Raw genomic sequence first — 25,850 nt, 5'->3', positions numbered from 1 at the left:
CGGGTCAGCGCCAGCGGGCGATGACCGTGGAACCACCGACCACCTTGTCGCCCGGCCCGACCAGCGGGTCCGCGGCCTCGGCGGGCAGGTAGACGTCGGTCCGGGAGCCGAACCGGATCAGCCCGAAGCGCTCGCCCTTGGCCAGCAGTGCGCCGATCGGCGCGCGCTGCACGATCCGCCGGGCGATCAGCCCGGTCCGCTGCGCGACCACCACGGTGCCGCGCGCGGTGTCCAGCACGGTGTACGCGGCGACGTTGTGCTCGGCGTCCGGCTTCATCGCGTTGACGAAGCCGCCGTCGGCGACGAAGTAGTCCACCACCTTGCCGGCGACCGGTGCGCGGTTGACGTGCACGTCCAGCACCGACAGGAACACCGCGACCCGCAGCCACTCGCCGTCGCCGAAGCGCTCGTCGTGCAGCCGCTGCACCGACAGGACCTTTCCGTCCGCGCTGGCGACCACGGCGCTCGGGTCCTCCGGCACGTCCCGCTCGGGATCCCGGAAGAACGCGGCGACCGGCCCGGCGGCCAGGGCCGGCAGCAGCCACAGCTTGGATGACGGACGCGCCACCCGGGTGAGCGCGGCGAGGCCCAGCGCGATGCCCGCCGCCGCCACACCGTTGGAGTCGATGTGCATGCTCCGGGTCACCGGCACACTCGACGGCCGGTACGCGGGGGCCAGGCTGTCGGCGGTGGCCGGGCTGGCCGGGGTGAACCGCAGTCGGTAGACCCGTACCGGTGGCGAGTTGCGCAGCACCAGGTCGGCGCCGACGCCGTAGAGGGCGTCCTGCCGGGCCAGCTCGGCGGCGGCGCCCTCGGTCCGGCCGGGCGCGGCGACTGTCGCCACGCTCAGCACCGCCCCGTCGGTCAGGTACTTGGCCAGCCCGTCGACGCCGCTGCGGGTCGCCTCCGCGGTGCCGGTGAACACCTCACCGGCGATGACGACCGCGGCGGGCTCGGCTTCGGCCAGCGAGTCGACGACGTTCACCCGGTCGGCGACCCAGCGGCCCTGGGCGGTGACGTGCTCGCGCAGCGCCGCGGCGCCGAACGGCTCGGTGGGCACCACGGTGAGCCGGTCACCGGGGAGCAGCGCCTCGATCGCCGCGGCCAGCACCGCGGAGGCCGGGTGCACCCCGACCAGCAGGGCGGCCTTGGCGTCGTTGATCCGGGCCAGCTCGGCGACGAGGGTACGGGCGGCTCGCTCGCCGATGCGGACCGGACCGGACCGGCCGGTGGTACGCACGGCGGGGGACTGGGTCATGTCGGGCGGGCTCCTGACGGGGGTAGAGACGGGAATCGCGGCGGGACCGCCATGGGCGGGACGGGCCGGCCGGCGGAGGCGAGATCTCCACCGGCCAGCATATGCGCCCGTCCGCGCCGGTCCCACCGCCGTGCGGCTGTGGTGGACCGACGCGGGTCAGGCGCCCGGGGTCAGGCGTCCCGGCGCGGACCCTCCCGCTCGTCGCGGGGCTGGTCGCCGCCGCTCACTGCCGCATCCTCGTCGGCGGCCTTGCCCGGGTGGTCGCCGCCGGCCGCGATCGGCTGGTCGGACCGGGTCGGCTCGTCCCCGTCGGACGTCCCCGGGCGGGCGGAGACCCCGAGGGTCGGCTCTTCGTCCGCGCCGCCGGACCGCCCGGGGACCGGCTCGGTCGGCGGCTCCGACGGCGGATGTGCCAGCCAGGCCGGGTGGATCACATCGGTGATCGGCGCATCCTCCGCCCGTACCTCGGCGGTCGGCGTCTCCAGCGACCGGTCCGAGGCGAACGTCGGGTCCGAGACGCGCGTCGAGTCCGTCGAGAACGTCGGGTCCGGGGAGGGGGTGTCCCAGGTGGAGCGTTCGGCCTCCCAGACCGGCAGGGCCGCGCCGGAGGTCGACGTGGCGGCACCGGAGACCGGCGCGGGCGCACCGGAGCTGGGCGCACCGGAGACGGACGTGCCGGAAACGGGCGCGACGGCCCCGGCGGCTTCGGCGGTCGGCTCCGGCTGGCTCGGTCGACCCGAGCGCAGCGCGCCGACCAGCCCGAAGACCCCGATCAGGATGAGTGCGCCGGCCAGGAACCAGCCGACCGGCGGCAGCGCCAGCCCGAGCAGTTGGGCGAGCAGCCACCAGGCGGACAGCGCCAGGAACACGAGCCCGAAGGCGAACGACACCAGATCCGTGCGGTGAGCCTTCACCGGGTCACCTCCAGGTTGCCCGCGTTGACGTGGATGTAGAGGCGCAGGGTCCCGCCACCGGGCCCGTCCGCGCCGAGGTCGGTGGATTCCCGCAGACGGCCGTCCAGGCCGCCGGAGCGGTTGCCGAAGACGGTGGCGTCACCCGCGTTGACGTCGGCCACCGTCGTGACGTCCACGTTCGGCGGCACGACAACTGTCGCCTGGCCGAAGTTGACGGCCACCGTCACCTGGCTCTCCCGTTTCGCGAAGTCGATCCCGCGCAGGTCGAGCACGGCGTCACCGAAGCTGTTCTCGTACCGGTCCGCCAGGTCGCGGTAGTCGGTGGGCGCCCAGGTCACCGCGCCGTCGACCCCTCGAATCCGGTCGTAGGACTCGGCGACGGTAGCCGTGCCCAGCGCCGCAGCGGTCACCAGGCCGAGCGCGATGAGCCAGCGGGCCCGTCCGAACCAGGTGCCGACCAGCAGACCCAGCGCGATGGTGGCCAACGCGGCGGCGAAGTACGCCGAGGCGCTGATGGCGAAGACGTCCAGCAGGTCGAGCAGGGCGACCAGACCGAGCACCAGGAAGATCAACGAGAAGGTCACCGCGCCGAGTGGTGACCGCTCCTTCGGGCGCTTCGGCGGCTTCGGCGGCTTGGGTGGTGGGGGTGCGGCCGGGGTCGGCGAGGCGTACGGGCCGTGCGGCGCGAACGGCGGGCGGTAACCGGAGGGCGGTGGAGCGGTCGGGTAGCCGGCCGGGCCAGCGGGTGCGCTGCTCACCGGTGGCGACGGCCAACCGGCGCTGGGCATGGCGGTGCTCGGCCAGCTGGGTTGGGCGGCGGTCGCGCCGGCCGGCTGCCCGGACACCGGACCCACCCCGGACACCTGCTGCGTCGCGGTGGCCGGCTGCGGGCCGCTGGTCGGCGGCGTGTCGTACCCCGGGAGGGTGGCGGTGGGCGTCGCCCCCGTGGTCGCGGTGGCGTACCCCGGACCGGTGCCGAACATCGGCGGCGTCACCGCCGGGCCGGTCGACGGCGCCGCACCGTACGACGGTGCGGGCCAGGCCATCGGTGGGACGACCGGGCCGGCCGGGTTGCCGGCCGGGGCGGCGGGCGGTGGACCGCCCGGGGTGCCGGGCCGTGGGTTGCGGCCGTCCCGGTTGAGCAGGAGCGCGCCGGCGACCAGGATGGCCGCGCCGAGCAGCACCGCGCGGAAGGCGTCGGTGACGATGTACGCGAAGCTGGCCGCGACCAGGATGCCCAGGACGATCACGGTCACCGGCGACATGCTGGAGCGACCGCGGCCGAGCATGGACTCGACGGGGGACGCGGTGTCGCCCTCGTTCGGGATGATCAGCCAGGCGGCGACGTACACCAGAATGCCGATGCCCCCGAAGAAGCCGAGCACCGCGAGCAGCACCCGCCACAGCACCGGATCGGTGTTGGTGGCGCGCCCGATGGCCGCGCAGACCCCGGCCAGATACCGCCCGTCGCGCGGTCGGACCAGCCCGTACCGTGAGGTGAAGCTGGTGCCGCCCAGCGGCGGTGGCGGTGCGGACGGCCCGGGACCACCGGGTGGCGTGCCGCCCGGACCGTAGCCGGTGCCCGCCGCGAACCCCGGGCCGTGGCCCGCCGTGGGCGGGCCGTAGCCGTCGGCCGGATCGCCGGGTGCGGTGTCGGCGGGCGCACCGAAGCCGGACTGCGGGCCGAACGTGCTGGGTTCGGTCCATTCGGTGGGCGTGGTGGCGGGCGGGGGCGGTGCTGAACCGCCCGGCTGTGCCGACCCCGGTCGGGGCGGCGGGGCAGCGTCCTCGGTCATGCTTCGATCCTGCTGCCCGGCGCACCCGAACGACCTCAGGACCCGACCCTGACCCCACCCTGAGATCCGGGCGGCCGGAATGTCGGGGGCGTCCCCGTGGTCACCGACGCCGCAGCGTGTGACGATCGAGTCACCGACCTCGACCTGTCCGCCACCGTGACCAGGGAGCCTCCGATCAGCAGCACCGTGACCCCACCCCCGCGGCTCTACCGCGCCCCCGAGCACCGGATGGCCGCCGGCGTCGCTGCCGGGATCGCCGACCACCTCGGCATCTCGGTGCTGCGGGTGCGCGTCGCGTTCATGGTCCTGCTCGGGCTGAGCGGGCTCGGTCTGCTGCTCTACGCGGCCTTCTGGGCGGTGGTGCCGCTGCGTCCCGGTGACACAGCGGTGCCGCCCCGGCGGGATGTCGCCCAACTCCTGCCGTTCGTGGGGATCGGGCTCGGTGTCCTGCTGATCCAGGTGATGGTCTTCGACTCGGTGGGCGCGGCGGGCACCGCCGGCTGGTTGGTGGCGATCATCGCGGTCGGTGCCGGGGTCATCTGGCACCAGTCCGCGCCCGAGCGGCGGCGGCAGTGGGGCGACGCGATGCCGGTGCCGTGGCTCGGCGCGGTCGTCGAGGAGAGCGACCGGCGGGCCTTCGTGCTCCGGTTCATCGGCGGTGGAGTGCTGGTCGCGGTCGGCATCATCGGCGTCGCGGCGGTCTACTCGCCGGCACAGAACTTCGACGCGGTGATCAACGGCGTGATCTTCGCGCTGGTCGGGCTGGCGGGCGTCGGCGTGGTCGCCGCCCCGGTGCTCTGGCGGACGTACAGCCAGCTCCGCTCGGAGCGCGAGGGGCGCATCCGCGAGCAGGAGCGGGCCGAGTTGGCCGCCATGGTGCACGACCAGGTGCTGCACACGTTGGCCCTGATCCAGCGCAACGCCGGTGACGTCAAGACCGTGCAGCGGCTGGCCCGGGGGCAGGAGCGTTCGCTGCGCAACTGGCTCTACAAGCCGACCGCCTCGCCGAGCGAGCGCTTCGCTGCCGCCCTGGAGCAGGCCGCGGCCGAGGTCGAGGACACCTTCGCGATCAGCGTGGAGACGGTGGTGGTCGGCGATCGGGAGACCGACGAGAAGGTCGGGGCACTGGTGGCGGCCGCCCGCGAGGCGCTGGTGAACGCGGCCCGGCACGCCGGCGTGCAGACCGTGTCGCTCTACGCCGAGGTGGAGCCGGATCAGGTCAGCGTCTTCGTCCGGGACCGGGGGAAGGGCTTCGATCCGGATACCGTGGAGGACCACCGGCACGGCGTACGCGGCTCGATCATCGGGCGGATGAAGCGGCACGGCGGACGGGCCGAAATCCGGTCCGGCCCGGGGGAGGGGACCGAGGTCCGGTTGATCCTGCCGATCTCCCGGGACTCGTCCGCAGCGGAGAGGAACAGATGACCATGGCCGAGCAGTCGACCGAGCACCTCGACCCGGCGGATGCCCGCCCCGAGCGGCTGCGGGTGTTCCTGGTGGACGATCACGCCATGTTCCGGGCCGGTGTGCGCGCGGAGTTGGGCGCCCACGTGGAGGTGGTGGGCGAGGCGAGCACGGTGGCCGAGGCGGTCACCCGGATCGCCGCCGTCGGCCCGGACGTGGTCCTGCTCGACGTGCACATGCCCGACGGTGGCGGTCGCGCGGTGCTGGAGGCGATGCGGCGTACCCATCCGCAGGTCAAGTTCCTGGCGTTGAGCGTCTCCGACGCGGCGGAGGACGTGATCGGGCTGATCCGTGCCGGTGCCCGGGGGTACGTCACCAAGACCATCTCCCCGGACGAGTTGGCCGCCGCGATCCGTCGCGTGGCCGACGGCGACGCGGTGTTCAGCCCACGGCTGGCCGGGTTCGTGCTGGACGCCTTCGCGGCCCGGCCGGACGCCCCGGTGGCCGACCCGGAGCTGGACCAGCTCACCAACCGTGAGCGGGAGGTGCTGCGGCTGCTGGCCCGGGGGTACGCGTACAAGGAGATCGCCAAGGAGCTGTTCATCTCCATCAAGACGGTGGAGACACACGTGTCCAACGTGCTGCGCAAGCTCCAGATGTCCAACCGTTACGAGCTCTCCCGCTGGGCGGCGGATCGTCGGCTCGTCTGACGTGCCTCGCCAGCGGCGAGGATCAGAGAAACGTCCGGCGCGCCCTCGTCCACCCAGCCGGTGATCGTGGCCGGGTAGCCCCGGGCACCCTCATCCGGATGGCTCGAAACATGAGTGGTGACGGACGTCCCACCGGGCCGGGGTGACCGCGGGGGCGCGCACGGGCTGAGGCCTGGTGTTCGGGCGGTGCAACGTATTTCCTGCTCAACGCTGCCTGCGGCGACCGTTTTATGATCATTTTTCAAGTATCGGCAACGTGGCGGGCAACTAACGGCTTGATAACGGCACCTTCACGGAAGCGGCCAGTGGGTGTCACAGTGGCAGCACCTCACCATCGGTGTGTGGCACTCCGTACGCCCCACGACCACGATTCTGCCGATCACGGCGGCCCGTGGCTGTGTCGGTTGCGTCGTGTCGCGCCTCGTTGGTGAGGGAGCCCGGCGGATCGGAACATCAGGGGTGTCCCCAACTTCCCTGTGGTCCCGGCGACCCGCGCCCCGGGGTGGTCGGGCGGTGTCACCCCCAAACGTGCGTGAAACCCACGACGGAACCTGGTTAGAAAGAGGAGGCCCCTCGGAATGAGAGTCTCGAAGCGGGCGACGAGCGCCATCGCGCTCAGCGCGGCTGCCGCGCTTGTCGCGAGCGGTTGCTCGAGCGGCGGCGACGGCGATACTGCCGCCAGCGCGGACGGCTCGATCGTTGTGCACGGCGTCCAGCCGGAGAACCCGCTGGTCCCGTCGAACACCACGGAGACCGGCGGCGGGAAGATTGTCGACTGGCTGTGGACCGGCCTGGTCGAGTACCCGAACGACGGTGGGGCCCCGCGTAACGCGCTGGCGGAGTCCATCAACACCACGGACTCCAAGGTCTTCACGATCAAGATCAAGGCCGGTACCAAGTTCCACGACGGTACCGAGGTCAAGGCGAAGAACTTCGTCGACGCCTGGAACTGGGCCGCCTACTCGCCGAACGGCGCGCAGAACGGCACCTTCTTCGCCGACATCGCGGGCTTCGACCAGACCTACACCTCGGACCCGGACGGCCCGGACGGCCCGAAGAAGGCCCCGACGCCGTCGACCGACAAGCTGTCCGGCCTGAAGGTCATCGACGAGCAGACCTTCGAGGTCACCCTGGCGGCGCCGACCGCGGTCTTCCCGACCAAGCTCGGCTACAGCGCGTTCATGCCGCTGCCGGACGCATTCTTCACCCAGAAGCCCGAGGAGTTCGGCCGCAAGCCGATCGGCAACGGCCCGGTGAAGTTCGTGTCGTGGGATGACAACGCCCTCATCAAGCTGACGCGCTTCGACGACTACAATCTTCGCGACAAGATGAAGATCAAGGACGTCGACGTCAAGCTGTACCAGGACGACAACGCCGCCTACGCCGACCTGCTGGCGAACAACCTCGACTTCATGGAGGTCGTTCCCACCTCGGCGCTCGCCGGTGACAAGTGGAAGACCGACCTCGGTGACCGGGGCCGCAACACCGTCACGCCGTCGACCGCGTTCATCGCGTTCCCGATCTACGACAAGCGCTTCCAGAACCCGAAGCTGCGTCGTGCCGTGTCCCTCGCCGTCAACCGGCAGGAGATCTCGGACAAGATCTTCTTCGGCACCCGCAAGCCGGCCGACAGCTGGGCGAACCCGCTGACCCCGGGCGCCAAGCCGGGCAACTGCACCGCCTGCAAGTTCGACCCGGAGACGGCCAAGACGCTGCTCGCCGAGGCCGGTGGCTTCACCGGTGAGATGGTCTTCTACTACAACGCGGACTCCGCCCACAAGGACTGGATGGACGCCGTCGCGCAGCAGATCAAGACCAACCTCAACATCAACGCGCGGGCTGAGGGCGTGCCGACCTTCGCGGTCTTCCGCCAGAACATCAACGCCCACAAGATGACCGGCCCGTACCGTGCCGCCTGGCAGCAGGACTACCCGGACGTGGAGAACTGGGTCAACCCGCTCTTCATCACCGGCGGTTCCTCCAACGACGGTCTGTACAGCAACCCCGAGGTCGACGCGCTGGCCAAGCAGGCCAGCGGCGCGCCGAGCCTGGAGGCCTCGCACGAGGCGTTCGCCAAGGCCGTCGAGAAGGTCGACCAGGACGTCCCGAGCATCCCGGTCTACTTCTACGGCCAGCAGTCCGGCCACTCGGAGAAGATCAAGAAGCTCGAGCTGAACAACGTCGGCGAGATCGACATCACCTCGGTCGAGCTCTGATCCGAACGGTCTGACCCCGGGTCGGGCTCGCCACATCCGGTGAGCCCGACCCGGGGCCGTTCCGCGAGTGGGTGTCACAACGCTCCACTCGCACGTTGTCACCACCGTGTCGGCCGTCCGACGCGCCCCCTGTCTGGAGGACCACCCCATGGGCCGTTATCTGTTGAGACGGCTGCTCCAACTCGTGCCGGTCTTCATCGGTACGACGTTCCTGATCTACTGGCTCGTCTGGGCCGTCCCCGGTGACCCGTTCGCCGGCAAGTGCGGTGAGCGTCGCTGCCCGGACCAGTACATCGCCTTCATGACCGAGAAGTACCACCTCGACCAGAACGTCTTCGTGCAGTACGGCAGCTACATGAAGAACCTGCTCCAGGGCGACTTCGGTCAGACCTTCTCGCAGCGCGAGATCAGCGACATCATCATGACCTCGTACCCGAACACGCTGAAGCTGGCGCTCGTGGCGCTGGCCATCGAGGCGATCATCGGCCTCGGTGCCGGCGTGCTGAGCGGCCTGCGGCGTAACGGCTTCCTGGACAACCTGGTCCTGGTCTCCACCCTCTTCCTGATCGCGCTGCCGGTCTTCGTGGTCGGCTTTGTGCTGCAGTGGCTGCTGGGCGTGCAGTGGGGCATCATCAAGCCGACCGTCTCCTCGGAGATGCGGTGGTCCGAGCTGATCGTGCCGGGCTTCGTGCTCGGTAGCGCGTCAGTGGCGTACATCGCCCGGGTGGCACGAACGAGCATCGCCGAGAACCGTCGCGCGGACTACGTGCGTACCGCCATCGCCAAGGGCCTGCCGATGCGCCGGGTGGTGGGTGTGCACCTGCTGCGCAACTCGCTCATCCCAGTGGTGACCCTGCTCGGCACCGACCTCGGTGCCCTGATGGGTGGCGCGATCGTCACCGAGGGAATCTTCGGCATCAACGGAATCGGCCGCCAGGTCTTCCGGGCGATCATCACCAAGGAAAGCGCCACGGTGGTAGGAATCGTGGTCGTCCTGGTGCTGGTCTATCTCGTGATGAACCTGCTGGTTGACCTGCTCTACGCCGCCCTGGACCCGAGGATCCGATATGAGTGACCCGAGTACCGCATCGATCGTCAGCACCCCTGGCGCACACCCGACCGACTCCGCCGCCCCCGCCACCGCGGGCCAGCCGCAGAGCAACGAGAAGCCGCGCGGCCTGCTCGCCGACGCCTGGCGTGACCTGCGGCGCAAGCCGCTGTTCTGGATCTCGGCCACGCTGATCCTGATCTTCCTGCTGATGGCGGCCTTCCCGGCGCTCTTCGCCCCGGGCGACGCGATCAACGGTTCGCTGTCCCGCAGCCTCGACAAGCCGTCCGCCAACGGCTGGTTCGGTTACGACGTGCAGGGCCGTGACGTCTACGCCCGGGTCATCTACGGCGCACGGGCTTCCGTCGTGGTCGCCGTGCTCTCCGTGCTGGGCACCCTGCTCATCGGCGGAACGATGGGCATCATCTCCGGCTACCGCGGTGGTTGGGTGGACGCGCTGCTCAGCCGGATCGCCGACGTCTTCTTCGGTCTGCCGTTCGTGCTCGGCGCGATCGTCATCCTGACCACGTTCAACGGGTCGGGCTCCGGTAACAGCAAGGCCCAGATCATGGGTCTGGTGATCGCGTCGCTGATCGTGCTGAGCTGGCCGGTCGTGATGCGGCTGATGCGCTCCTCGGTGCTCGCCACCAAGGAGGCCGACTACATCGTGGCGGCCCGCGCACTGGGTGCCGGCACCGGCCGGATCATCCTCAAGCACCTGCTGCCGAACTGCCTGGCCCCGCTGCTGGTCTACGGCACGATCATGGTCGGCTCGTTCATCGGCGCCGAGGCCACGCTGTCGTTCCTGGGCGTCGGTCTGAAGTCGCCGGTGGTGTCCTGGGGCATCATGATCAGTGATGGGCAGCAGTTCGTCCGGGTCGCGCCGGGGCTGGTGTTCTTCCCCGCCGCGTTCCTCGTCACCGCAGTGCTGAGCTTCGTGATGCTCGGTGAGTCGGTCCGCGAGGCCCTCGATCCGAAACTCCGCTAGGGGAGATCCAGTTGTCCGACATTCTCGTGTCCGAGCAGTCAGCGCCGGGATCCGGCGGGTCCGGGCGTCCCTCCGGTCGGCTGCTCGAGGTCGACGACCTGCGGGTGGAGTTCCGTACCCGGGACGGCGTCGCAAAGGTCATCAACGGGGTCACGTACCACGTCGACGCGGGGGAGACCCTCGCCGTGCTCGGCGAGTCCGGCTCCGGTAAGAGCGTCACGGCGCAGACCATCATGGGCATCCTCGACACGCCGCCGGGCTTCGTGACCGGTGGGCAGGTCCGCTTCCACGGCAAGGACATGCTGCGCATGGCCGCCGAGGAGCGCCGCCGCATCCGCGGCGAGGGCATCGCGATGATCTTCCAGGACGCGCTCTCCGCGCTGAACCCCGTCTTCACCGTCGGGTTCCAGATCGCCGAGCAGTTCCGGGTCCGGCGGGGCATGGGCCGCGCGGAGGCCAAGAAGCGCGCGATCGACATGCTCGACCAGGTCAAGATCCCGAACGCCAAGGGTCGGTTCAACAACTACCCGCACCAGTTCTCCGGCGGTATGCGGCAGCGCGCGATGATCGCGATGTCGCTGGCGCTCGACCCGGAGGTGCTGATCGCGGACGAGCCGACCACCGCTCTCGACGTGACCGTGCAGGCCCAGATCATGGACCTGCTGGCCGAGCTCCAGCGTGAGCGGCAGATGGGAATGATCCTGATCACCCACGACCTCGGCGTGGTCGCCGACGTCGCGGACCGGATCGCGGTCATGTACGCGGGCCGGATCGTCGAGGAAGCGGACGTGTACGACCTGTACGCCAAGCCGGCGCACCCGTACACGATGGGTCTGATCGACTCGATCCCGCGGATGGACGAGAAGGGGCAGCAGCTCCGGACGATCAAGGGCCTCCCGCCGAACCTGATGAACATCCCGCCGGGCTGCCCGTTCAACCCGCGCTGCCCCATGGCTCAGCCGGTGTGTCGGGAGAAGCTCCCGCCGCTGCTGCAGGTGGGCAATGCCCGGGCCAGCGCCTGCCACTTCGCCGAGGAGCTGGTGAACCGTGTCTGAGAACATCCTCGAGGTCCGTGACCTGGTCAAGCACTACCCCGTGACGCAGGGTGTGGTGTTCAAGAAGACCGTCGGTCAGGTCAAGGCGGTCGACGGGGTCTCCTTCGATCTGCGCGCCGGCGAGACGCTCGGCGTGGTCGGCGAGTCCGGCTGCGGCAAGTCGACGCTCGCCCGGGTGCTGATGAACCTGGAGAAGCCGACCGAAGGCAGCGTCGTCTACAAGGGTCAGGACATCTCCAAGCTCTCCGGTGGCGCGCTGCGGCGCCTGCGCCGGCAGATCCAGCTGGTCATGCAGGACCCGTACACGTCGCTGAACCCGCGGATGACCGTCGGTGATCTGCTCGGTGAGCCGTTCGAGATCCACCCGGAGGTGGCGCCGAAGGGCAGCCGCCGGGCCAAGGTCAGGGAGCTGCTCGACCTGGTCGGGCTCAACCCGGAGCACATCAACCGGTACCCGCACCAGTTCTCCGGCGGTCAGCGTCAGCGCATCGGCATCGCCCGTGCGCTCGCGCTGCGGCCCGAGATCATCGTCTGCGACGAGCCGGTGTCGGCGCTGGACGTCTCCATCCAGGCCCAGGTCATGAACCTGCTGGAGCAGCTTCAGGGCGAGTTCGGGCTGTCGTACGTCTTCATCGCGCACGACCTGTCGGTGGTCCGCCACCTCTCGGACCGGGTCGCGGTGATGTACCTCGGCAAGATCGTGGAGATCGGCACCGAGGACGAGATCTACGAGCGGCCGACCCACCCGTACACCCAGGCTCTGCTCTCCGCGGTGCCGGTGCCGGACCCGACGCAGCGGCACCACAAGACGATCATCCGGCTCACGGGTGACGTGCCGTCGCCGATCAGCCCGCCCTCGGGCTGCCGGTTCCGGACCCGCTGCTGGAAGGCGCAGGACGTCTGTGCCGAGCAGGTCCCGCTGCTGGAGATCCGGTCGGGCTCGGACCACCCGAGCGCCTGCCACTTCGCGGAGAAGCGCGAGATCGTCGCCACCCACGAGGTGTGAGTCACCGAAACCGCCTGCCGCCGTCACCACGACGACGGCAGGCGGTTTCGTCTGTCAGTGACCCGTGGACGAGTGCTGCACGCAGCCATGGTCAGTGCGTCGGGTGACCCGACCGCCGGCCGGTGTGGCTCACAGCGGGCCGCGGCCCGCGCGGAGCAGCAGCAGGGCCAACTGGGTGCCGTCGGCGCCGAGCGCGACCCGGAACCGCTCCAGGATCTCCCGCTCCCGGGAGAGCACCAGCCGGGTCCCACCGGACGCCATCCGGGTCGCCCCGACCTCCTGGGACAACGCGGCCCGCTCCTGCCAGAGCGTGACCAACGCGTTGTCGATCTCGTCGATCCGTTCCCTGATCTGCACGATCCGCGCGGAGGCGGACGGCTCCTCGGTGCCGGTCTGCTGCTCGGCCGGCTCGGTGTTTCCACCCGTCGCCGCTGTGGCCGCCACCGGCCCAGCCCCCTGCGCTGCGGGCTGCCCCGGTCGGGTCGGGCCGCCGCTCTGCTCCATCACGTCTGTCATCATCGGGTACCTCTCGCAGTGTGGTGCCCGGTGCCCGGAACCTGGGACGGAAAAAGCCCCGGACTCCAGGAGCCCGGGGCTTTAGCAGGTCTGAATCGATCAGGCGCGACCTACGACAGCCGGACTCCCGGTGCCATAGTAAAAGTAGTAACGCGCAGCGATCACGCCGTCGAGTATGCCCACGCCGTTGCCCGGTGCGCAAGCAATCCGGGTCGAGAAGGGCAGCTTTCCCGACGGTGGGCGCACCCGGTGGTGGTGCGCGCCGGCGGGCACGAGCCGCTGAGCGCCGAAGGCACAGTGTCCGGCCGGCGGCATAGACTTGTCGGGCGATGCATCCTCTCTTCGACATCCCCGCGTCCCCGCCTGCGCCGGAGTCCGCGCCGGCCCGCCCGCACCGACCCGGGGCGGCCGCCGCGCGTCTCGATCCGCAGCAGCTCCTCGACGGGCTGAACGGGCCGCAGCGCGACGCCGTCAGCCATGCCGGCTCGCCGCTGCTGATCGTGGCCGGCGCCGGGTCCGGCAAGACCAGGGTGCTCACGCACCGGATCGCCTACCTGCTCGCCGCTCGGGACGTGCATCCCGGTGAGATCATCGCGATCACCTTCACCAACAAGGCCGCCGGCGAGATGAAGGAGCGCGTCGCCGCGCTGGTGGGCCCCCGGGCCCGCCTGATGTGGGTGTCGACGTTCCACTCGGCCTGCGTGCGGATCCTGCGCGCCGAGCACGAGCACGCCGGCCTCAAGTCGACGTTCTCCATCTACGACGCGGACGACTCCCGCCGGCTGATGCAGTTGGTGACCCGCGAACTGGACCTCGACCCGAAGCGCTACCCGGCGCGAGGGCTCGCCGCCCAGGTCTCCAACCTCAAGAACGAGCTGGTCGACCCGGAGCAGTTCGCGGCGCGGGCCACCGGCCCCAACGAGCGGGCGCTGGCCGAGGCGTACACGCTCTACCAGCGCCGGTTGCGTGAGGCGCACGCCCTGGACTTCGACGATCTGATCATGACCACGGTGCACCTGCTCCAGTCCCACCCGCACGTCGCGGAGAGCTACCGGCGGCGGTTCCGGCACGTGCTGGTGGACGAATACCAGGACACCAACCATGCCCAGTACGTCCTGATCAAGGAGCTGGTCTCCGGCACCGACGGGTTGGCGCCCGCCGAGCTGTGCGTGGTCGGCGACGCCGACCAGTCGATCTACGCGTTCCGGGGTGCGACGATCCGCAACATCCTGGAGTTCGAACGGGACTTCACCGACGCCCGGACGATCCTGCTGGAGCAGAACTACCGCTCCACCCAGACGATTCTCAACGCGGCGAACGCGGTGATCGACCGCAACACCTCCCGCAAACCCAAGCGGCTGTGGAGCGAGGCCGGCGCCGGCGAGCAGATCGTCGGCTACGTGGCCGACACCGAGCACGCCGAGGCCGACTGGGTGGCCCGGGAGATCGACCGGCTGGTCGACGCCGACGAGACGCGCCCCGGCGATGTGGCGGTCTTCTACCGCACCAACGCCCAGTCCCGCGTCTTCGAGGAGGTGTTCATCCGCGTCGGCCTGCCCTACAAGGTGGTCGGCGGGGTGCGCTTCTACGAGCGCAAGGAGGTCCGCGACGCCCTGGCGTACCTGCGTTCGGTGGTCAACGACGACGACACGGTGAGCCTGCGGCGGGTGCTCAACACCCCGCGCCGGGGGATCGGCGACCGGGCCGAGGCGTGTGTCGAGGCGCTCTCCAGCCGTGACCGGATCTCCTTCGGCGCGGCGCTGCGCCGGGCCCGGGAGGCGCCGGGCATCTCCAGCCGGGCGGCGAACGGCATCGCCGACTTCGTGGCGCTGCTCGACGGCGCCCGTGAGCTGGCCGAGACCGGCACCCCGGAGGAGGTGCTGGAGGCGCTGCTGACCCGCTCGGGCTACCTCACCGAGCTGGAGGAGAGCCTGGACCCGCAGGACGCCGGGCGGGTGGACAACCTCCAGGAACTGGTCAGTGTCGCCCGGGAGTACACCGAGCGGATCGAGGCGCTGGGCGCCGACGGGGAGCGGGCCACCCTGGCCGGCTTCCTGGAGCAGGTGGCGCTCGTCGCCGACGCCGACCAGATCCCGTCTGACGACCCCGACCACCAGGGCGTGGTCACCCTGATGACGTTGCACACCGCCAAGGGGCTGGAATTCCCGGTGGTCTTCCTGACCGGGCTGGAGGACGGCGTCTTCCCGCACCTGCGCTCGCTGGGCGACACCCGCGAGCTGGAGGAGGAGCGCCGGCTGGCGTACGTCGGCATCACCCGCGCCCGGCAGCGGCTCTACCTCTCCCGGGCGGTGACCCGCTCGGCGTGGGGGCAGCCGTCCTACAATCCGCCGTCGCGCTTCCTGGAGGAGCTGCCGACCGAGTTGGTGCACTGGGAGCGCACCGAGGGGTCGTACACCTCGTGGGCCGGCGGGGGCGGTGGCGTCGGCGGTCGTGCGGACCGTGCGCCCGGCGGCCGTGGCACCTTCACCGGTGGCACGCCGAAGGCGGCGCAGCTGGCCCAACGGCTCGGCGTGGACGCCAGCCGGCTGACCACGGCCAGCGAGCTGCCGCAGGGGCCGAAGGTGTCAGCGGGCGACCGGGTCAACCACCAGCGCTACGGGCTGGGCCGGGTGCTCGCCGTCGAGGGCCACGGCCCGGGCGCCCGCGCGCAGATCGACTTCGGCGACCAGACCATGTGGCTGGTGCTCCGGCACGCCCCGGTCGACAAGCTCTGACCCCCTACTCCGCGCCGATCTTGCACTTGCGGTTGTCGACATGAGGGCTTGTGCCCGTTATGTCGCCACAGAAAGTGCAAGATCGGCGCAGCGGGGTGGGGGTGGGGTTAGCAGCCCAGGTTTACGCCGTGGGCTCGCATGAACGGGGCTGGGTCGATCTGGTTCCACATGCCCTGGTGCACCTCGAAGTGCAGGTGCGGGCCGGTGGCGTCGCCGGTGGCGCCCTCGTAGCCGATGACCTGCCCCGCCTTGACCTTCTGGCCGACCGTGACCGCGATGCGGCTCTGGTGGGCGTAGTGGGTCAGGTAGCCGTTGCCGTGGTCGACGAAGACCGAGTTGCCGTACCCGTCGGAGGCGTCGCCGGCCTGGGTCACGGTGCCCGCGGCGGCGGCGCGGATCGGCGTACCCGAGGGCAGCGCCAGGTCGATACCGGCATGCAGGGTGCCCCAGCGCTGCCCGTAGCAGGAGGTGACGGCTGCGCCCGGCATCGGGTCGACCCAGGCGGGCGCGGGCTTGGTGGTCTTCGGCTTCGGCTTGGCCTTCGCGGCGGCCGTCCTGCTGGGGGTCGGGCTGGCGCTGACCGCGGACGGGCTCGGCGTCGGGCTGATCGAGGGGGTGGCCGGCGCGCTCGACTCGCGTACCGAGCGGTCGGCCCGGCTCGCGGCCTCGGCCCGGGACTGGGTGTCGAGGGAGACGGCGGCGGGCGCCGGGTGGTCGGTGCCGCTGGTGGCGACGGCGACTCCACCGAGGCCGAGGGCTACCAGGGCGGCGGCTCCGAGCACGATGAGGCGGTTCCGTCGGCCGGTGCGCCGCGGCTGCGCGGTGTCGGGGGTGTTCTCGTTCTGGACGGGGCTGTCTTCCTGCACGGCGGACCTTCACAGTCGAGGGGCACTTGACCTCGAAATACTGGTGTCGGGCCGAGTTGCGGCAGGCGCGGGGACCGAACGGCCGGAGCACCAACGGACGGCCGGCTGCCCGGATATGACCCGCTCTGGTGCACTACTTCCGGAAAAGTGATCATGTTTGCCCGTGTCGTCGGTCACAATCGCCGCTGTGACCCGGGATACATCAGCCAGGGCCGCCGCACGAAAAACCGCCCGGATCGACAGATCCGGGCGGCCAACGGTCGTGACGAAGCGTCAGGAGGCGGCTACCTCGCTGTAAATTGCCTCGACTTGCAGCTTGATGTCCACTCCGCGCTCCTGGAGGAACGGCACCGGGTCCTTCGGCTGCCCCTTGACATGGATCTCCAGGTGCAGGTGGGTGCCGTACGCGTGGCCGGTCTGACCCACCAGGCCGAGCTGGTCGCCCGCCTTGACCTGCTGGCCTTCCTTCACGCTGACCGCGGAGGAGTGGCCGTAGATGGCCTCGCTGCCGTCGGCGTGCTGGACGATCACCGCGTTGCCGTACCCGCCGAACCAGCCGGCCTTGGTGACCAGGCCGTCGTGGATCGCCACATAGGGGGTGCCCTCGGCGGCGACCAGGTCGACGCCGGTGTGCAGCTTGCCCCAGCGCATCCCGTACGGGGAGTTGAAGTCGTAGCCCTGCAGCGGCAGCAGCCAGACCTCGGGCTCGGCGCTGTCCTCCTTGCGGCTGTCCCGGGAGGCGCGGTCGGCGTTCTCCGAACGGGCGGCGGCGTCCTGGCTGGTGACCGACGCCTGCTTGAGCTCGTCGAGGACCGACGGGCTGACGTCCTTGGCGTCCGGCAGGGCGCTCGCGCCGAGGGCCACGATGCCGGCACCGACGAACGCGGTGGTGACGACAGCGGCGTAACGGCTGCGGGGTGGGGTGGGTACGCGGCGGCGACCGCGATATCGATCGGGCTCAGACGACAGGCGCTGGCGCACGCACACCCTCCGTTGTCGGGGTTCCGAAGCGGCCGGTGGGCGTCCTCTGAAGTTCCAGTGAACGTCCGCTGACCGCGTCGTCACCCGTCCATGGACCTGATGACAACCGTGGACACGTTAGCCATTCGCCAGGCGAGTCACAAGCTAGAGCGAGAAATTGGCGTGTCGATCTGTCCGTTTGCGTCCATGATTGTCATGCATCGCGACGCCGAACGGTGCCCCCGTCGCTGCCCGTTCGTCGCCGAGCGTGACCGTTCCGGCGGACTCGTCCGGCTTGACTCCGCACCGCGCCGGGATGCCGTCGACGGCACTGCCCAGGAGGTGGCGGGAGGGTTCGCGGCCTGAGGACCCCGGGTTGCCGGGCGGCTGCGCCGGGTAACGGCCGGTGACGGAGCCCGGATTTCCCGGGCCGGGCCCGCCGGGTTACCGTTCGTTAAGGTGAAGGCGGTCAAGCCGGTGAAAGGTGTGCGCTGATGAGCTCTCGTATCCGGGTCGTCGTCGCGAAGCCTGGCCTGGACGGCCACGACCGAGGCGCGAAGGTCGTCGCGCGCGCCCTGCGGGACGCCGGGATGGAGGTCGTCTACACCGGCCTGCACCAGACCCCCGAGCAGATCGTGGAAACCGCCATCCAGGAGGACGCCGACGCGGTCGGCCTGTCCGTGCTCTCCGGCGCGCACATGACGCTCTTCCGGCGGGTGCTGGAACTGCTCGCTGAGCGGGACGCCCGCGACATCGTCGTGTTCGGCGGCGGCATCATTCCGAACGGCGACATTCCCGAGTTGGAGAAGCTGGGCGTGGCGAAGATCTTCACGCCGGGCGCCACCACTCAGGGGATTGTCGACTGGGTCCGGCAGAACGTGGCCCAGCCGGTTTCCTGAGAAACACGCCGGGCGATCGGATCTGGGCACGGGGGAGGGGCCGGACGCACCCCTCACACGTCCGGCCCCTCTATGCACGATGCCCCGCCGCCACCCCTCGACCGACAGGGCATCGGCCGTCTCCCGTCATTGCGCTGTTCAGCGCTCCGACATCTGACTCAACGACGCCCCCACGGCAGGGTTACGCAAGCCGGACAACATCGCTCGGACGGTGGATGTCACCCGGGTGATGACCGGAAACCGGCCACACCTGATGTCCGGTTGTGCATTACCGCACACCGTGCACCCGCTCGGTTGCCGGCGGTGCCGACCTCGCTAGGCTGCGGCCAATGGCCTGTTTCAACTGATGACAGGCGTCAAACTGTTTTCTGAACGCTGGTGGCGGCGCGACGGCGCGCCGCGGAGACGGGACGGGACGCGCAATCGTGGACCTGTACGAGTACCAGGGGCGGGACCTGTTCGAGCGGCACGGCTTGCCCGTGCTGGCCGGCGGCGTCGCCACTACCCCGGAAGAGGCCCGCGCGATCGCCGAACGCCTCGGCGGCCGTGTGGTCGTCAAGGCGCAGGTAAAGGTCGGCGGCCGAGGTAAGGCCGGCGGCGTCAAGCTGGCCGAGGGCCCGGATGAGGCGGTGGCTCGGGCCACCGACATCCTCGGCATGGACATCAAGGGTCACACCGTCCACAAGGTCATGATCACCGTGACCGCGGACGTGGCCGAGGAGTACTACTTCTCGTACCTGCTCGACCGGGCGAACCGCACCTTCCTCTGCATCGCCAGCGTCGCCGGCGGCATGGACATCGAGCAGGTCGCCGCCGACACCCCCGACAAGGTCGCGAAGGCCCCGATCGACGCCGTGAAGGGCGTGGACGAGGCCAAGGCCCGCGAGATCGTGACCGCTGCCGGCTTCCCGACCGCTGTCGCCGACCAGGTGGTCGAGATCGCCGTCGGTCTGTGGCAGGCGTTCGTCGCCGAGGACGCCACCCTGGTCGAGGTCAACCCGCTCGCCAAGAACGGCGACGGTCGGATGCTGCTGCTCGACGCCAAGATCAGCCTGGACGAGAACGCGGCGTTCCGGCACCCGGACCACGAGGCCCTGGTCGACCAGGCCGCTGTGGACCCGCTGGAGCAGGCCGCCAAGGCCAAGGACCTCAACTACGTCAAGCTCGACGGCGAGGTCGGCATCATCGGCAACGGTGCGGGTCTGGTCATGTCGACCCTCGACGTGGTCGCGTACGCCGGTGAGCGGCACGGCAACGTCAAGCCGGCCAACTTCCTCGACATCGGCGGTGGCGCGAGCGCCGCGGTGATGGCGAACGGGCTGGAGATCGTGCTCTCCGACCCGGCCGTGAAGAGCGTCTTCGTCAACGTCTTCGGCGGCATCACCGCCTGCGACGAGGTCGCCAACGGCATCATCCAGGCGCTGGCCCTGCTGGAGCAGCGCGGCGAGCGGGTCACCAAGCCGCTCGTCGTCCGGCTCGACGGCAACAACGCCGAGGCTGGCCGGGCGATCCTGGACAGCGCGAACAACCCGCTCGTGCAGCGGGTGGACACCATGGACGGTGCGGCCGAGCGGGCCGCCGAGCTGGCAGCTGCGGGGGTCTGATCATGGCTATCTGGCTGACCAAGGACTCGAAGGTCATCGTCCAGGGGATGACCGGTTCCGAGGGTTCCAAGCACACCCGGCGGATGCTGGCCGCCGGCACCAACGTGGTGGGCGGCGTCAACCCGCGCAAGGCGGGCCAGACCGTCGACTTCGACGGCACCGAGCTGCCGGTCTTCGCGTCCGTGGCGGACGCGATGGCCGAGACCGGGGCCGACGTCACCGTCATCTTCGTGCCGCCGCAGTTCACCAAGGCCGCCGTGGTCGAGGCGATCGACGCCGCGATCCCGCTGGCAGTGGTGATCACCGAGGGCGTCCCGGTGCACGACACCGCGTCGTTCTGGGCGTACAACGTGGCGCAGGGCGAGCGGACCCGGATCATCGGGCCGAACTGTCCGGGCATCGCCTCGCCGGGCGCGTCCAACGCCGGCATCATCCCGGCCGACATCACCGGTTCCGGCCGGATCGGTCTGGTCAGCAAGAGCGGCACCCTGACCTACCAGATGATGTACGAGCTGCGTGACATCGGCTTCTCCACCTGCGTCGGCATCGGCGGTGACCCGATCATCGGGACCACCCACATCGACGCCCTCGCGGCGTTCGAGGCCGACCCGGAGACCGACGCCATCGTCATGATCGGTGAGATCGGTGGCGACGCCGAGGAGCGGGCCGCCGAGTTCATCAAGGCCAACGTCACCAAGCCGGTGGTCGGCTACATCGCCGGCTTCACCGCGCCTCCCGGCAAGACCATGGGTCACGCCGGGGCGATCATCTCCGGCTCGGCCGGCACCGCCGAGGCGAAGCAGGCGGCGCTGGAGGCGGTCGGCGTCAAGGTCGGCAAGACGCCGACCGAGACGGCGAAGCTGATGCGGGAGATCATGTCCGGCAGCTGAGCCGGTCAGGCAACACGAAGGGGGTCGACCGGTCGCGGTCGACCCCCTTCGGCGTACCTGTGCTCGCCGCCGGTCAGTCGTTGTTCCAGAACGGGTAGTTGCCGGTTGCCCGCAGGATCGCGCCGCCGATGATGTTGATCACGCCGAACGCGATGGCGAGGTAACCGAGCAACGGCGACTGCCCGTACCGTCGGGCGTCGCGGATGGACAGGTAGCCGAAGATGATGCCGAGGATGCCGCAGCAGATCAGCCCCAGCACGATGCCCAGCACGCCCCAGAGGGTGGTCCGGTCGCGTCCCTGCGCCGGTGGTGGCGGGGGAGGCGGGTATGGCGTCGTCACAACTTCCTCCGAGCGGTCATGGGTGACGTGCCGGCCCGGACGCCGGCCGGCGGCCCCGTCCCGGGTGGCGGCGACTCGCGCCCCCTCTGGGCCGAGGCTAGACCGGCCCAGAGGAGCAGGACGCCGGTTCGGTGAACTCGCGGTCCTTAGGAGGGGTTAACGGACTGCCACCGCCCGCGCGACGTGCCAGAGTAGAGCTGATGTCCCCCGTCACCCCTGACCGTCCCAGCCGTCCCGGCGGTGTGAGCGCCGACGACCGGCCGGTCGACCGTGCCGCATCGGCCCGGCGGGTGCCCGCGCCCCGCGCGGGTGGGTCGCCGCGCGGGCGCGCGCCGTTGCCCGTCGCCGCCGGGGTGGCCGCCTGTTGGGCCGCGCTCACCTCCTACCTGCCGGTCGCCATCGTGCTCGGCCTGGTGCAGCTCGGCACGGACTCCACCACGCTGACCGGCACCCTGCGCACCGCGCTGGCCGGCTGGCTGCTCGGGCACGGCGTGCCCCTGCGCAGCGAGTCCGGCCCGCTCGGGCTCGCCCCGCTCGCGCTGACAGTGCTCGCGCTCTGGCGGCTGACCCGTGCCGGCGTGCACGTCAGTCGGGCGATCGGCGCTCGCGACTCCCGCTCGCCCCGTCGGGCACTGCTCGCCGCGGCTGCGGTCGGCATCGCGTACGCGCTGCTCGGCGCGCTCGCGGCGATGCTGGTCGGCACCGGCGGGCCGGAGGTGTCGCTGATCCGGGCGGGCGCCACGTTCGCGGTGGTCGGCACACTCGCCGCGCTGGTCGGCGCAGTCCGGATCACCGCCGTGACCCGGCTGCTCGTCGCATGGCTGCCCGGCCCGGTGCGCGACGGTGTGCGCACCGGTCTGGTGGCCGGGCTGCTGCTGCTCGGCGCGGGCGCTGGCGCGGCCGGCCTGGCGGTGGCCACCGGCGGCGGCGACGCGGCCGACATGATCGGGGCGTACCGGACCGGGGTGGCCGGGCAGGCCGGCATCACACTGGTCAGCGTCGCCTACGCGCCCAACGCGGCGGTCTGGTCGACCAGTTACCTGCTCGGGCCCGGCTTCGCGGTCGGGACCGACACCGCGGTGCGCACCAGCGAGGTGTCGGTCGGCGCGCTGCCGGCCGTGCCGCTGCTCGCTGGCCTGCCGCGCGGCCCGGTGGACGGCTTCGGAGCGCTGCTGCTCGCGGTGCCGGTGCTGGCCGGGATGGTCGCCGGCTGGCTGCTCGCCCGTCGGGTGGCGCGACTCGCCGGGCCGGAGCGGGCCGCCCCACGCTGGGCCCAGTTGCTGGCGCCGGCGGCGTTGGCCGGGCCGGTGGCCGGGGTGGTGCTCGGTGCGGCCGCCGCGGTCTCCGGTGGGCCGCTCGGCGCCGGTCGGCTGGCCCAGGTCGGGCCGGTGGGTTGGCAGGTCGGGGCGGTCGCGGCCGGTGTCATCGCGGCCGGCGCGCTCCTCGGCGCCGCCGCCACCCGCGTGCTGACCCGCCGGCCGGCACAGTAGACGAGCGCGGGGCGCCCCGGGCGAACCCGGAACGCCCCGTCGAACCCGAGCCCGTCAGGGCTGGGTGGGCAGGTTGACCTGCGCCACGACGCTCAGGATGAGCAGCAGGATGCCCAGCCCGACGCCGACCGCGCCGCAGATCAGACCGGCCTTGGCCTGGCCGGCGTTGTTGGCCTGGCCCTGCGCCACCTTCTGCTTGGCGAGATAACCGGTCACGATGCCCGCGATGCCGACCGGGATGCCCAGGTACAGGCAGCAGACCAGCGGGATCGACGCGATACCGAGGATCATCGACACCAGGCCGAGGGTGTTGTTCTGCCCCTGCGCCTGCGGGTACCCGGCGTTCGGGTACGTCGGGGCGCCGTACGGGGGCTGCTGCTGGGCGTACGGGTCCTGGTACGGCGGCTGCTGACCGTACGGTGCCTGCGGTGCGGCGTACGGGTCCTGGTTGGGCTGCTGGCCGTACGGCTGGCCGGAGGTGGGCTGCTGGCCGTACGGGGCGGCCGGCGGCTGGGGGGCGGTCGGGTCCTGGTTGGGCTGCTGGCCGTACGGGTCCTGACCGGGGTTACCGGGCTGCATTCGAGAAGCTCCTTGAACTGGGTTCCGTCAGTTGGTGCTCTTTGTTTCCATCCATGATCGCGGTCAGTCCTCCCAATGCCCAGTGATGCGGCGGGAGGACATCTCTCCCAAAGCACGTGAACAGCCCTTGTCGGCCGCTTCGTTGTGCCGGATCAGGGGCGGTGTGTGGGCCGGTGCGGCGTTCAGCCCGAGCGAGCGGCAGCGTACCGGGTCGAGGCACGTGGTCGCTGGTGATGACGGCGTGCCGCCCAGCCGATGGGCGTGCCTGACCTGCCGATAGGGTGACCCGGTGACCGAGCCCGCGTCTGTCGCCCGCATCGTCGTCCTCATCTCCGGCTCCGGGAGCAACCTTCAGTCGCTGCTGGATGCCGCCGCCGACCCCGCGTACGGCGCGCAGGTCGTCGCGGTCGGCGCGGACCGCGACGGCATCGCGGGCCTGGACCGGGCCGAGGCGGCGGGGGTGCCGACGTTCGTGGAGCGGGTCCGCGACCACGACACCCGGGAGGCCTGGGACCGTGCGCTCACCGCGCACGTCGCGAAGCACCAACCCGACCTGGTCATCTCGGCCGGTTTCCTGAAGTTGGTCGGTCCGCATTTTCTCGCCGCTTTCGGCGACCGCTATCTGAACACCCACAACACGCTGCTGCCGGCGTTTCCCGGCATCCACGGCCCGCGTGACGCCCTCGCCTACGGCGTGAAGCTCACCGGGGCCACCCTCTTCTTCGTCGACGCCGGCATGGACACCGGGCCGATCGTCGCGCAGGTCGCGGTGCCGGTGCTGGACGACGACGACGTGGACACGCTCACCGAGCGCATCAAGGAAGCCGAGCGGCGCCAGCTCGTCGAGCAGGTCGGTCGCCTGGTCCGCGAAGGCTGGACCATCACCGGAAGGAAGGTCACGGTTCCGTGAGTCCCACTCAGGACGGGCGCCGCCCGATCAGGCGGGCGCTGGTCAGCGTCTACGACAAGACCGGGCTGGCCGAGCTGGCCCGGGCCCTGCACGCGGCCGGCGTGGAGATCGTCTCCACCGGCAGCACGGCGGGCACCATCGCCGCCGCCGGGGTGCCGGTGACGCCGGTGGAGACGGTGACCGGGTTTCCCGAGGTGCTCGACGGCCGGGTGAAGACCCTGCACCCGAAGGTGCACGCGGGTCTCCTCGCGGATCTGCGCAAGGACACCCACGTCACGCAGCTCGACGAGTTGGGCGTGGCGGCGTTCGACCTGCTGGTCTCCAACCTCTACCCGTTCCAGGCGACAGTCGCCTCCGGCGCCGGCGTCGAGGAGTGCGTGGAGCAGATCGACATCGGTGGCCCCGCGATGGTGCGGGCCGCCGCCAAGAACCACGCCTCGGTCGCCGTGCTCACCGACCCGGCCGGTTACCCGGCGCTGGTCGACGCGCTCGGCGAGGGTGGCTTCACACTGGCGCAGCGTCGTGCGCTGGCGGCGCGGGCGTTCGCCGACATCGCCGAGTACGACGTTGCCGTCGCGCAGTGGTGCGCCCGCGAGTTGGCGCCGGCCGACGACTCGTGGCCGGCGTTCACCGGTTCGGCGCTGCGTAAGTCGGCGGTGCTGCGCTACGGCGAGAACCCGCACCAGCCGGCAGCGCTCTACGTCGACCCGGACGCCCCGGCGGGGCTGGCCCAGGCGGAGCAGCTGCACGGCAAGGAGATGTCGTACAACAACTACGTCGACGCGGACGCCGCCTGGCGGGCCGCGAACGACTTCGCCGACCAGCCGGCGGTGGCGATCATCAAGCACGCCAACCCGTGCGGCATCGCCATTGGCGCTGACGTCGCCGAGGCACACCGCCGGGCGCATGCCTGCGACCCGGTGTCGGCGTTCGGTGGCGTCATCGCTGTCAACCGGCCGGTCTCGGTCGAGCTGGCCCAGCAGGTCGCCGAGATCTTCACCGAGGTGGTGGTCGCCCCCGGTTTCGACGAGGGCGCGGTCGAGGTGCTGCAGGGCAAGAAGAACATCCGGCTGCTGCGGGCGCCGGCCTGGACGCCGGCCCGGGTGGAGGTGCGGCAGGTGACCGGTGGCGTGCTGGCCCAGGTCGCCGACCGGGTGGACGCCCCCGGTGACGACCCGGCCAACTGGCGGTTGGTGACCGGTGAGGCCGCCGACGAGGAGTTGCTGCGGGACCTTGCGTTCGCCTGGCGGGCGGTCCGCGCGGTGAAGAGCAACGCGATCCTGCTCGCCAAGGACGGCGCCACCGTCGGGGTCGGCATGGGTCAGGTCAACCGGGTCGACTCGGCGCAGCTGGCGGTCACCCGTGCCGGTGCCGACCGGGCCCGGGGCTCGGTCGCCGCCTCGGACGCGTTCTTCCCGTTCGCCGACGGGCCGCAGATCCTCATCGACGCCGGCGTCCGCGCCATCGTCCAGCCGGGCGGCTCGATCCGCGACGAAGAGGTCATCGAAGCGGCCAAGAAGGCCAACGTAACGATGTACCTAACGGGAACCCGCCACTTCTTCCACTAACAGTGCCTCCCGGCCCCTGAACCCGGTCGATCATGAAGTTATTGCCCTGCACGTCGGCGTGTCAGGGCAATAACTTCATGATCAACGGAAGGGGTCGG

The 25,850-nt window shown here is 70.9% G+C and carries 21 protein-coding genes and 1 pseudogene; 14 read left to right on the top strand and 8 right to left on the bottom strand.

Annotation, left to right across the window (positions count from 1 at the left end):
• Positions 1-4 precede the first annotated feature (4 nt).
• The 3 genes and pseudogenes from QCZ28_RS25140 to QCZ28_RS25130 all read right to left on the bottom strand — a co-directional run bounded on the left by QCZ28_RS25140 (position 5) and on the right by QCZ28_RS25130 (position 3,968).
• Positions 5-1,258, bottom strand: a complete 1,254-nt coding sequence (locus QCZ28_RS25140) for a phosphatidylserine decarboxylase (protein WP_279518963.1) — start codon at positions 1,256-1,258, stop codon at positions 5-7.
• Between the two features lie 731 nt (positions 1,259-1,989).
• Positions 1,990-2,172: pseudogene (locus tag QCZ28_RS25135) on the bottom strand (hypothetical protein); the annotation flags it as partial.
• A complete protein-coding gene (locus QCZ28_RS25130; protein ID WP_279518962.1) occupies positions 2,169-3,968 on the bottom strand; it encodes a PspC domain-containing protein in 1,800 nt (599 codons plus the stop codon). The pseudogene QCZ28_RS25135 and the gene QCZ28_RS25130, both read right to left, overlap by 4 nt.
• A gap of 156 nt (positions 3,969-4,124) precedes the next feature.
• On the opposite strand from QCZ28_RS25130, the gene QCZ28_RS25125 reads away from it, so the two are divergent.
• The 7 genes from QCZ28_RS25125 to QCZ28_RS25095 all read left to right on the top strand — a co-directional run bounded on the left by QCZ28_RS25125 (position 4,125) and on the right by QCZ28_RS25095 (position 12,395).
• Positions 4,125-5,393, top strand: coding sequence for an ATP-binding protein (locus tag QCZ28_RS25125; protein WP_030337844.1), 1,269 nt, complete (start codon positions 4,125-4,127; stop codon positions 5,391-5,393).
• Positions 5,394-5,395: 2 nt separating this feature from the next.
• Positions 5,396-6,082, top strand: a complete 687-nt coding sequence (locus QCZ28_RS25120; RefSeq protein WP_030337843.1) for a response regulator transcription factor — start codon at positions 5,396-5,398, stop codon at positions 6,080-6,082.
• A 578-nt stretch (positions 6,083-6,660) separates the two neighbouring features.
• A complete protein-coding gene (locus tag QCZ28_RS25115) occupies positions 6,661-8,298 on the top strand; it encodes an ABC transporter substrate-binding protein (RefSeq protein ID WP_279518961.1) in 1,638 nt (545 codons plus the stop codon).
• Positions 8,299-8,446: 148 nt separating this feature from the next.
• On the top strand, positions 8,447-9,373 hold the full coding sequence (locus tag QCZ28_RS25110) for an ABC transporter permease (protein ID WP_030337841.1): 927 nt from the start codon (positions 8,447-8,449) through the stop codon (positions 9,371-9,373).
• The gene (locus QCZ28_RS25105; protein ID WP_279518960.1) at positions 9,366-10,334 is read left to right on the top strand and encodes an ABC transporter permease; all 969 of its coding nucleotides are present in this window, start codon (positions 9,366-9,368) and stop codon (positions 10,332-10,334) included. Before QCZ28_RS25110 ends, QCZ28_RS25105 begins: the two co-directional genes overlap by 8 nt.
• 26 nt (positions 10,335-10,360) lie before the next feature.
• Entirely contained in the window at positions 10,361-11,389 is a 1,029-nt protein-coding gene (locus QCZ28_RS25100) for an ABC transporter ATP-binding protein (protein ID WP_279519012.1), read from the top strand.
• A complete protein-coding gene (locus tag QCZ28_RS25095) occupies positions 11,382-12,395 on the top strand; it encodes a dipeptide ABC transporter ATP-binding protein (RefSeq protein ID WP_279518959.1) in 1,014 nt (337 codons plus the stop codon). Before QCZ28_RS25100 ends, QCZ28_RS25095 begins: the two co-directional genes overlap by 8 nt.
• A gap of 129 nt (positions 12,396-12,524) precedes the next feature.
• On the opposite strand, the gene QCZ28_RS25090 is transcribed toward QCZ28_RS25095, so the two are convergent.
• Entirely contained in the window at positions 12,525-12,914 is a 390-nt protein-coding gene (locus QCZ28_RS25090) for a chorismate mutase (RefSeq protein WP_347815129.1), read from the bottom strand.
• A 326-nt stretch (positions 12,915-13,240) separates the two neighbouring features.
• On the opposite strand from QCZ28_RS25090, the gene pcrA reads away from it, so the two are divergent.
• Positions 13,241-15,646, top strand: a complete 2,406-nt coding sequence (gene pcrA / locus QCZ28_RS25085) for a DNA helicase PcrA (RefSeq protein WP_030337836.1) — start codon at positions 13,241-13,243, stop codon at positions 15,644-15,646.
• 107 nt (positions 15,647-15,753) lie between these two features.
• Here the strand turns inward: pcrA and QCZ28_RS25080 are convergent, their stop codons facing one another.
• Both QCZ28_RS25080 and QCZ28_RS25075 read right to left on the bottom strand, forming a co-directional pair.
• Positions 15,754-16,512 (bottom strand): M23 family metallopeptidase, encoded by a 759-nt coding sequence (locus QCZ28_RS25080; RefSeq protein WP_279518958.1) that lies wholly within the window; start codon positions 16,510-16,512, stop codon positions 15,754-15,756.
• Positions 16,513-16,785: 273 nt separating this feature from the next.
• A complete protein-coding gene (locus tag QCZ28_RS25075; protein ID WP_030337834.1) occupies positions 16,786-17,493 on the bottom strand; it encodes a M23 family metallopeptidase in 708 nt (235 codons plus the stop codon).
• Positions 17,494-17,966: 473 nt separating this feature from the next.
• On the opposite strand from QCZ28_RS25075, the gene QCZ28_RS25070 reads away from it, so the two are divergent.
• The 3 genes from QCZ28_RS25070 (at position 17,967) to sucD (ending at position 20,865) form a co-directional block, all read left to right on the top strand.
• On the top strand, positions 17,967-18,371 hold the full coding sequence (locus QCZ28_RS25070) for a cobalamin B12-binding domain-containing protein (RefSeq protein WP_279518957.1): 405 nt from the start codon (positions 17,967-17,969) through the stop codon (positions 18,369-18,371).
• A 425-nt stretch (positions 18,372-18,796) separates the two neighbouring features.
• On the top strand, positions 18,797-19,975 hold the full coding sequence (gene sucC / locus QCZ28_RS25065) for an ADP-forming succinate--CoA ligase subunit beta (RefSeq protein WP_279518956.1): 1,179 nt from the start codon (positions 18,797-18,799) through the stop codon (positions 19,973-19,975).
• A 2-nt stretch (positions 19,976-19,977) separates the two neighbouring features.
• On the top strand, positions 19,978-20,865 hold the full coding sequence (gene sucD, locus QCZ28_RS25060) for a succinate--CoA ligase subunit alpha (protein ID WP_030337831.1): 888 nt from the start codon (positions 19,978-19,980) through the stop codon (positions 20,863-20,865).
• 73 nt (positions 20,866-20,938) lie between these two features.
• On the opposite strand, the gene QCZ28_RS25055 is transcribed toward sucD, so the two are convergent.
• On the bottom strand, positions 20,939-21,205 hold the full coding sequence (locus QCZ28_RS25055) for a hypothetical protein (protein ID WP_030337830.1): 267 nt from the start codon (positions 21,203-21,205) through the stop codon (positions 20,939-20,941).
• Positions 21,206-21,405: 200 nt separating this feature from the next.
• Here QCZ28_RS25055 and QCZ28_RS25050 point away from each other — a divergent pair, with 200 nt between their 5' ends.
• The gene (locus tag QCZ28_RS25050) at positions 21,406-22,695 is read left to right on the top strand and encodes a DUF6350 family protein (protein WP_279518955.1); all 1,290 of its coding nucleotides are present in this window, start codon (positions 21,406-21,408) and stop codon (positions 22,693-22,695) included.
• Positions 22,696-22,749: 54 nt separating this feature from the next.
• Here QCZ28_RS25050 and QCZ28_RS25045 read toward each other — a convergent pair whose 3' ends face one another.
• Positions 22,750-23,274, bottom strand: a complete 525-nt coding sequence (locus QCZ28_RS25045; RefSeq protein ID WP_279518954.1) for a DUF4190 domain-containing protein — start codon at positions 23,272-23,274, stop codon at positions 22,750-22,752.
• A gap of 289 nt (positions 23,275-23,563) precedes the next feature.
• Here QCZ28_RS25045 and purN point away from each other — a divergent pair, with 289 nt between their 5' ends.
• Both purN and purH read left to right on the top strand, forming a co-directional pair.
• Entirely contained in the window at positions 23,564-24,184 is a 621-nt protein-coding gene (gene purN, locus QCZ28_RS25040) for a phosphoribosylglycinamide formyltransferase (protein WP_030337827.1), read from the top strand.
• Complete coding sequence (purH, locus tag QCZ28_RS25035; RefSeq protein WP_279518953.1) at positions 24,181-25,752, top strand: bifunctional phosphoribosylaminoimidazolecarboxamide formyltransferase/IMP cyclohydrolase; 1,572 nt, start codon at positions 24,181-24,183, stop codon at positions 25,750-25,752. Before purN ends, purH begins: the two co-directional genes overlap by 4 nt.
• Positions 25,753-25,850: the final 98 nt, after the last annotated feature.

The organism is Micromonospora sp. DH14 (genome assembly GCF_029809455.1).
In the GTDB taxonomy this organism is placed as follows: Bacteria; Actinomycetota; Actinomycetes; order Mycobacteriales; family Micromonosporaceae; genus Micromonospora; species Micromonospora parva.
Note: the sequence above shows the minus strand (reverse complement) of the source record. Positions and strands in the feature narration are given on the sequence as shown.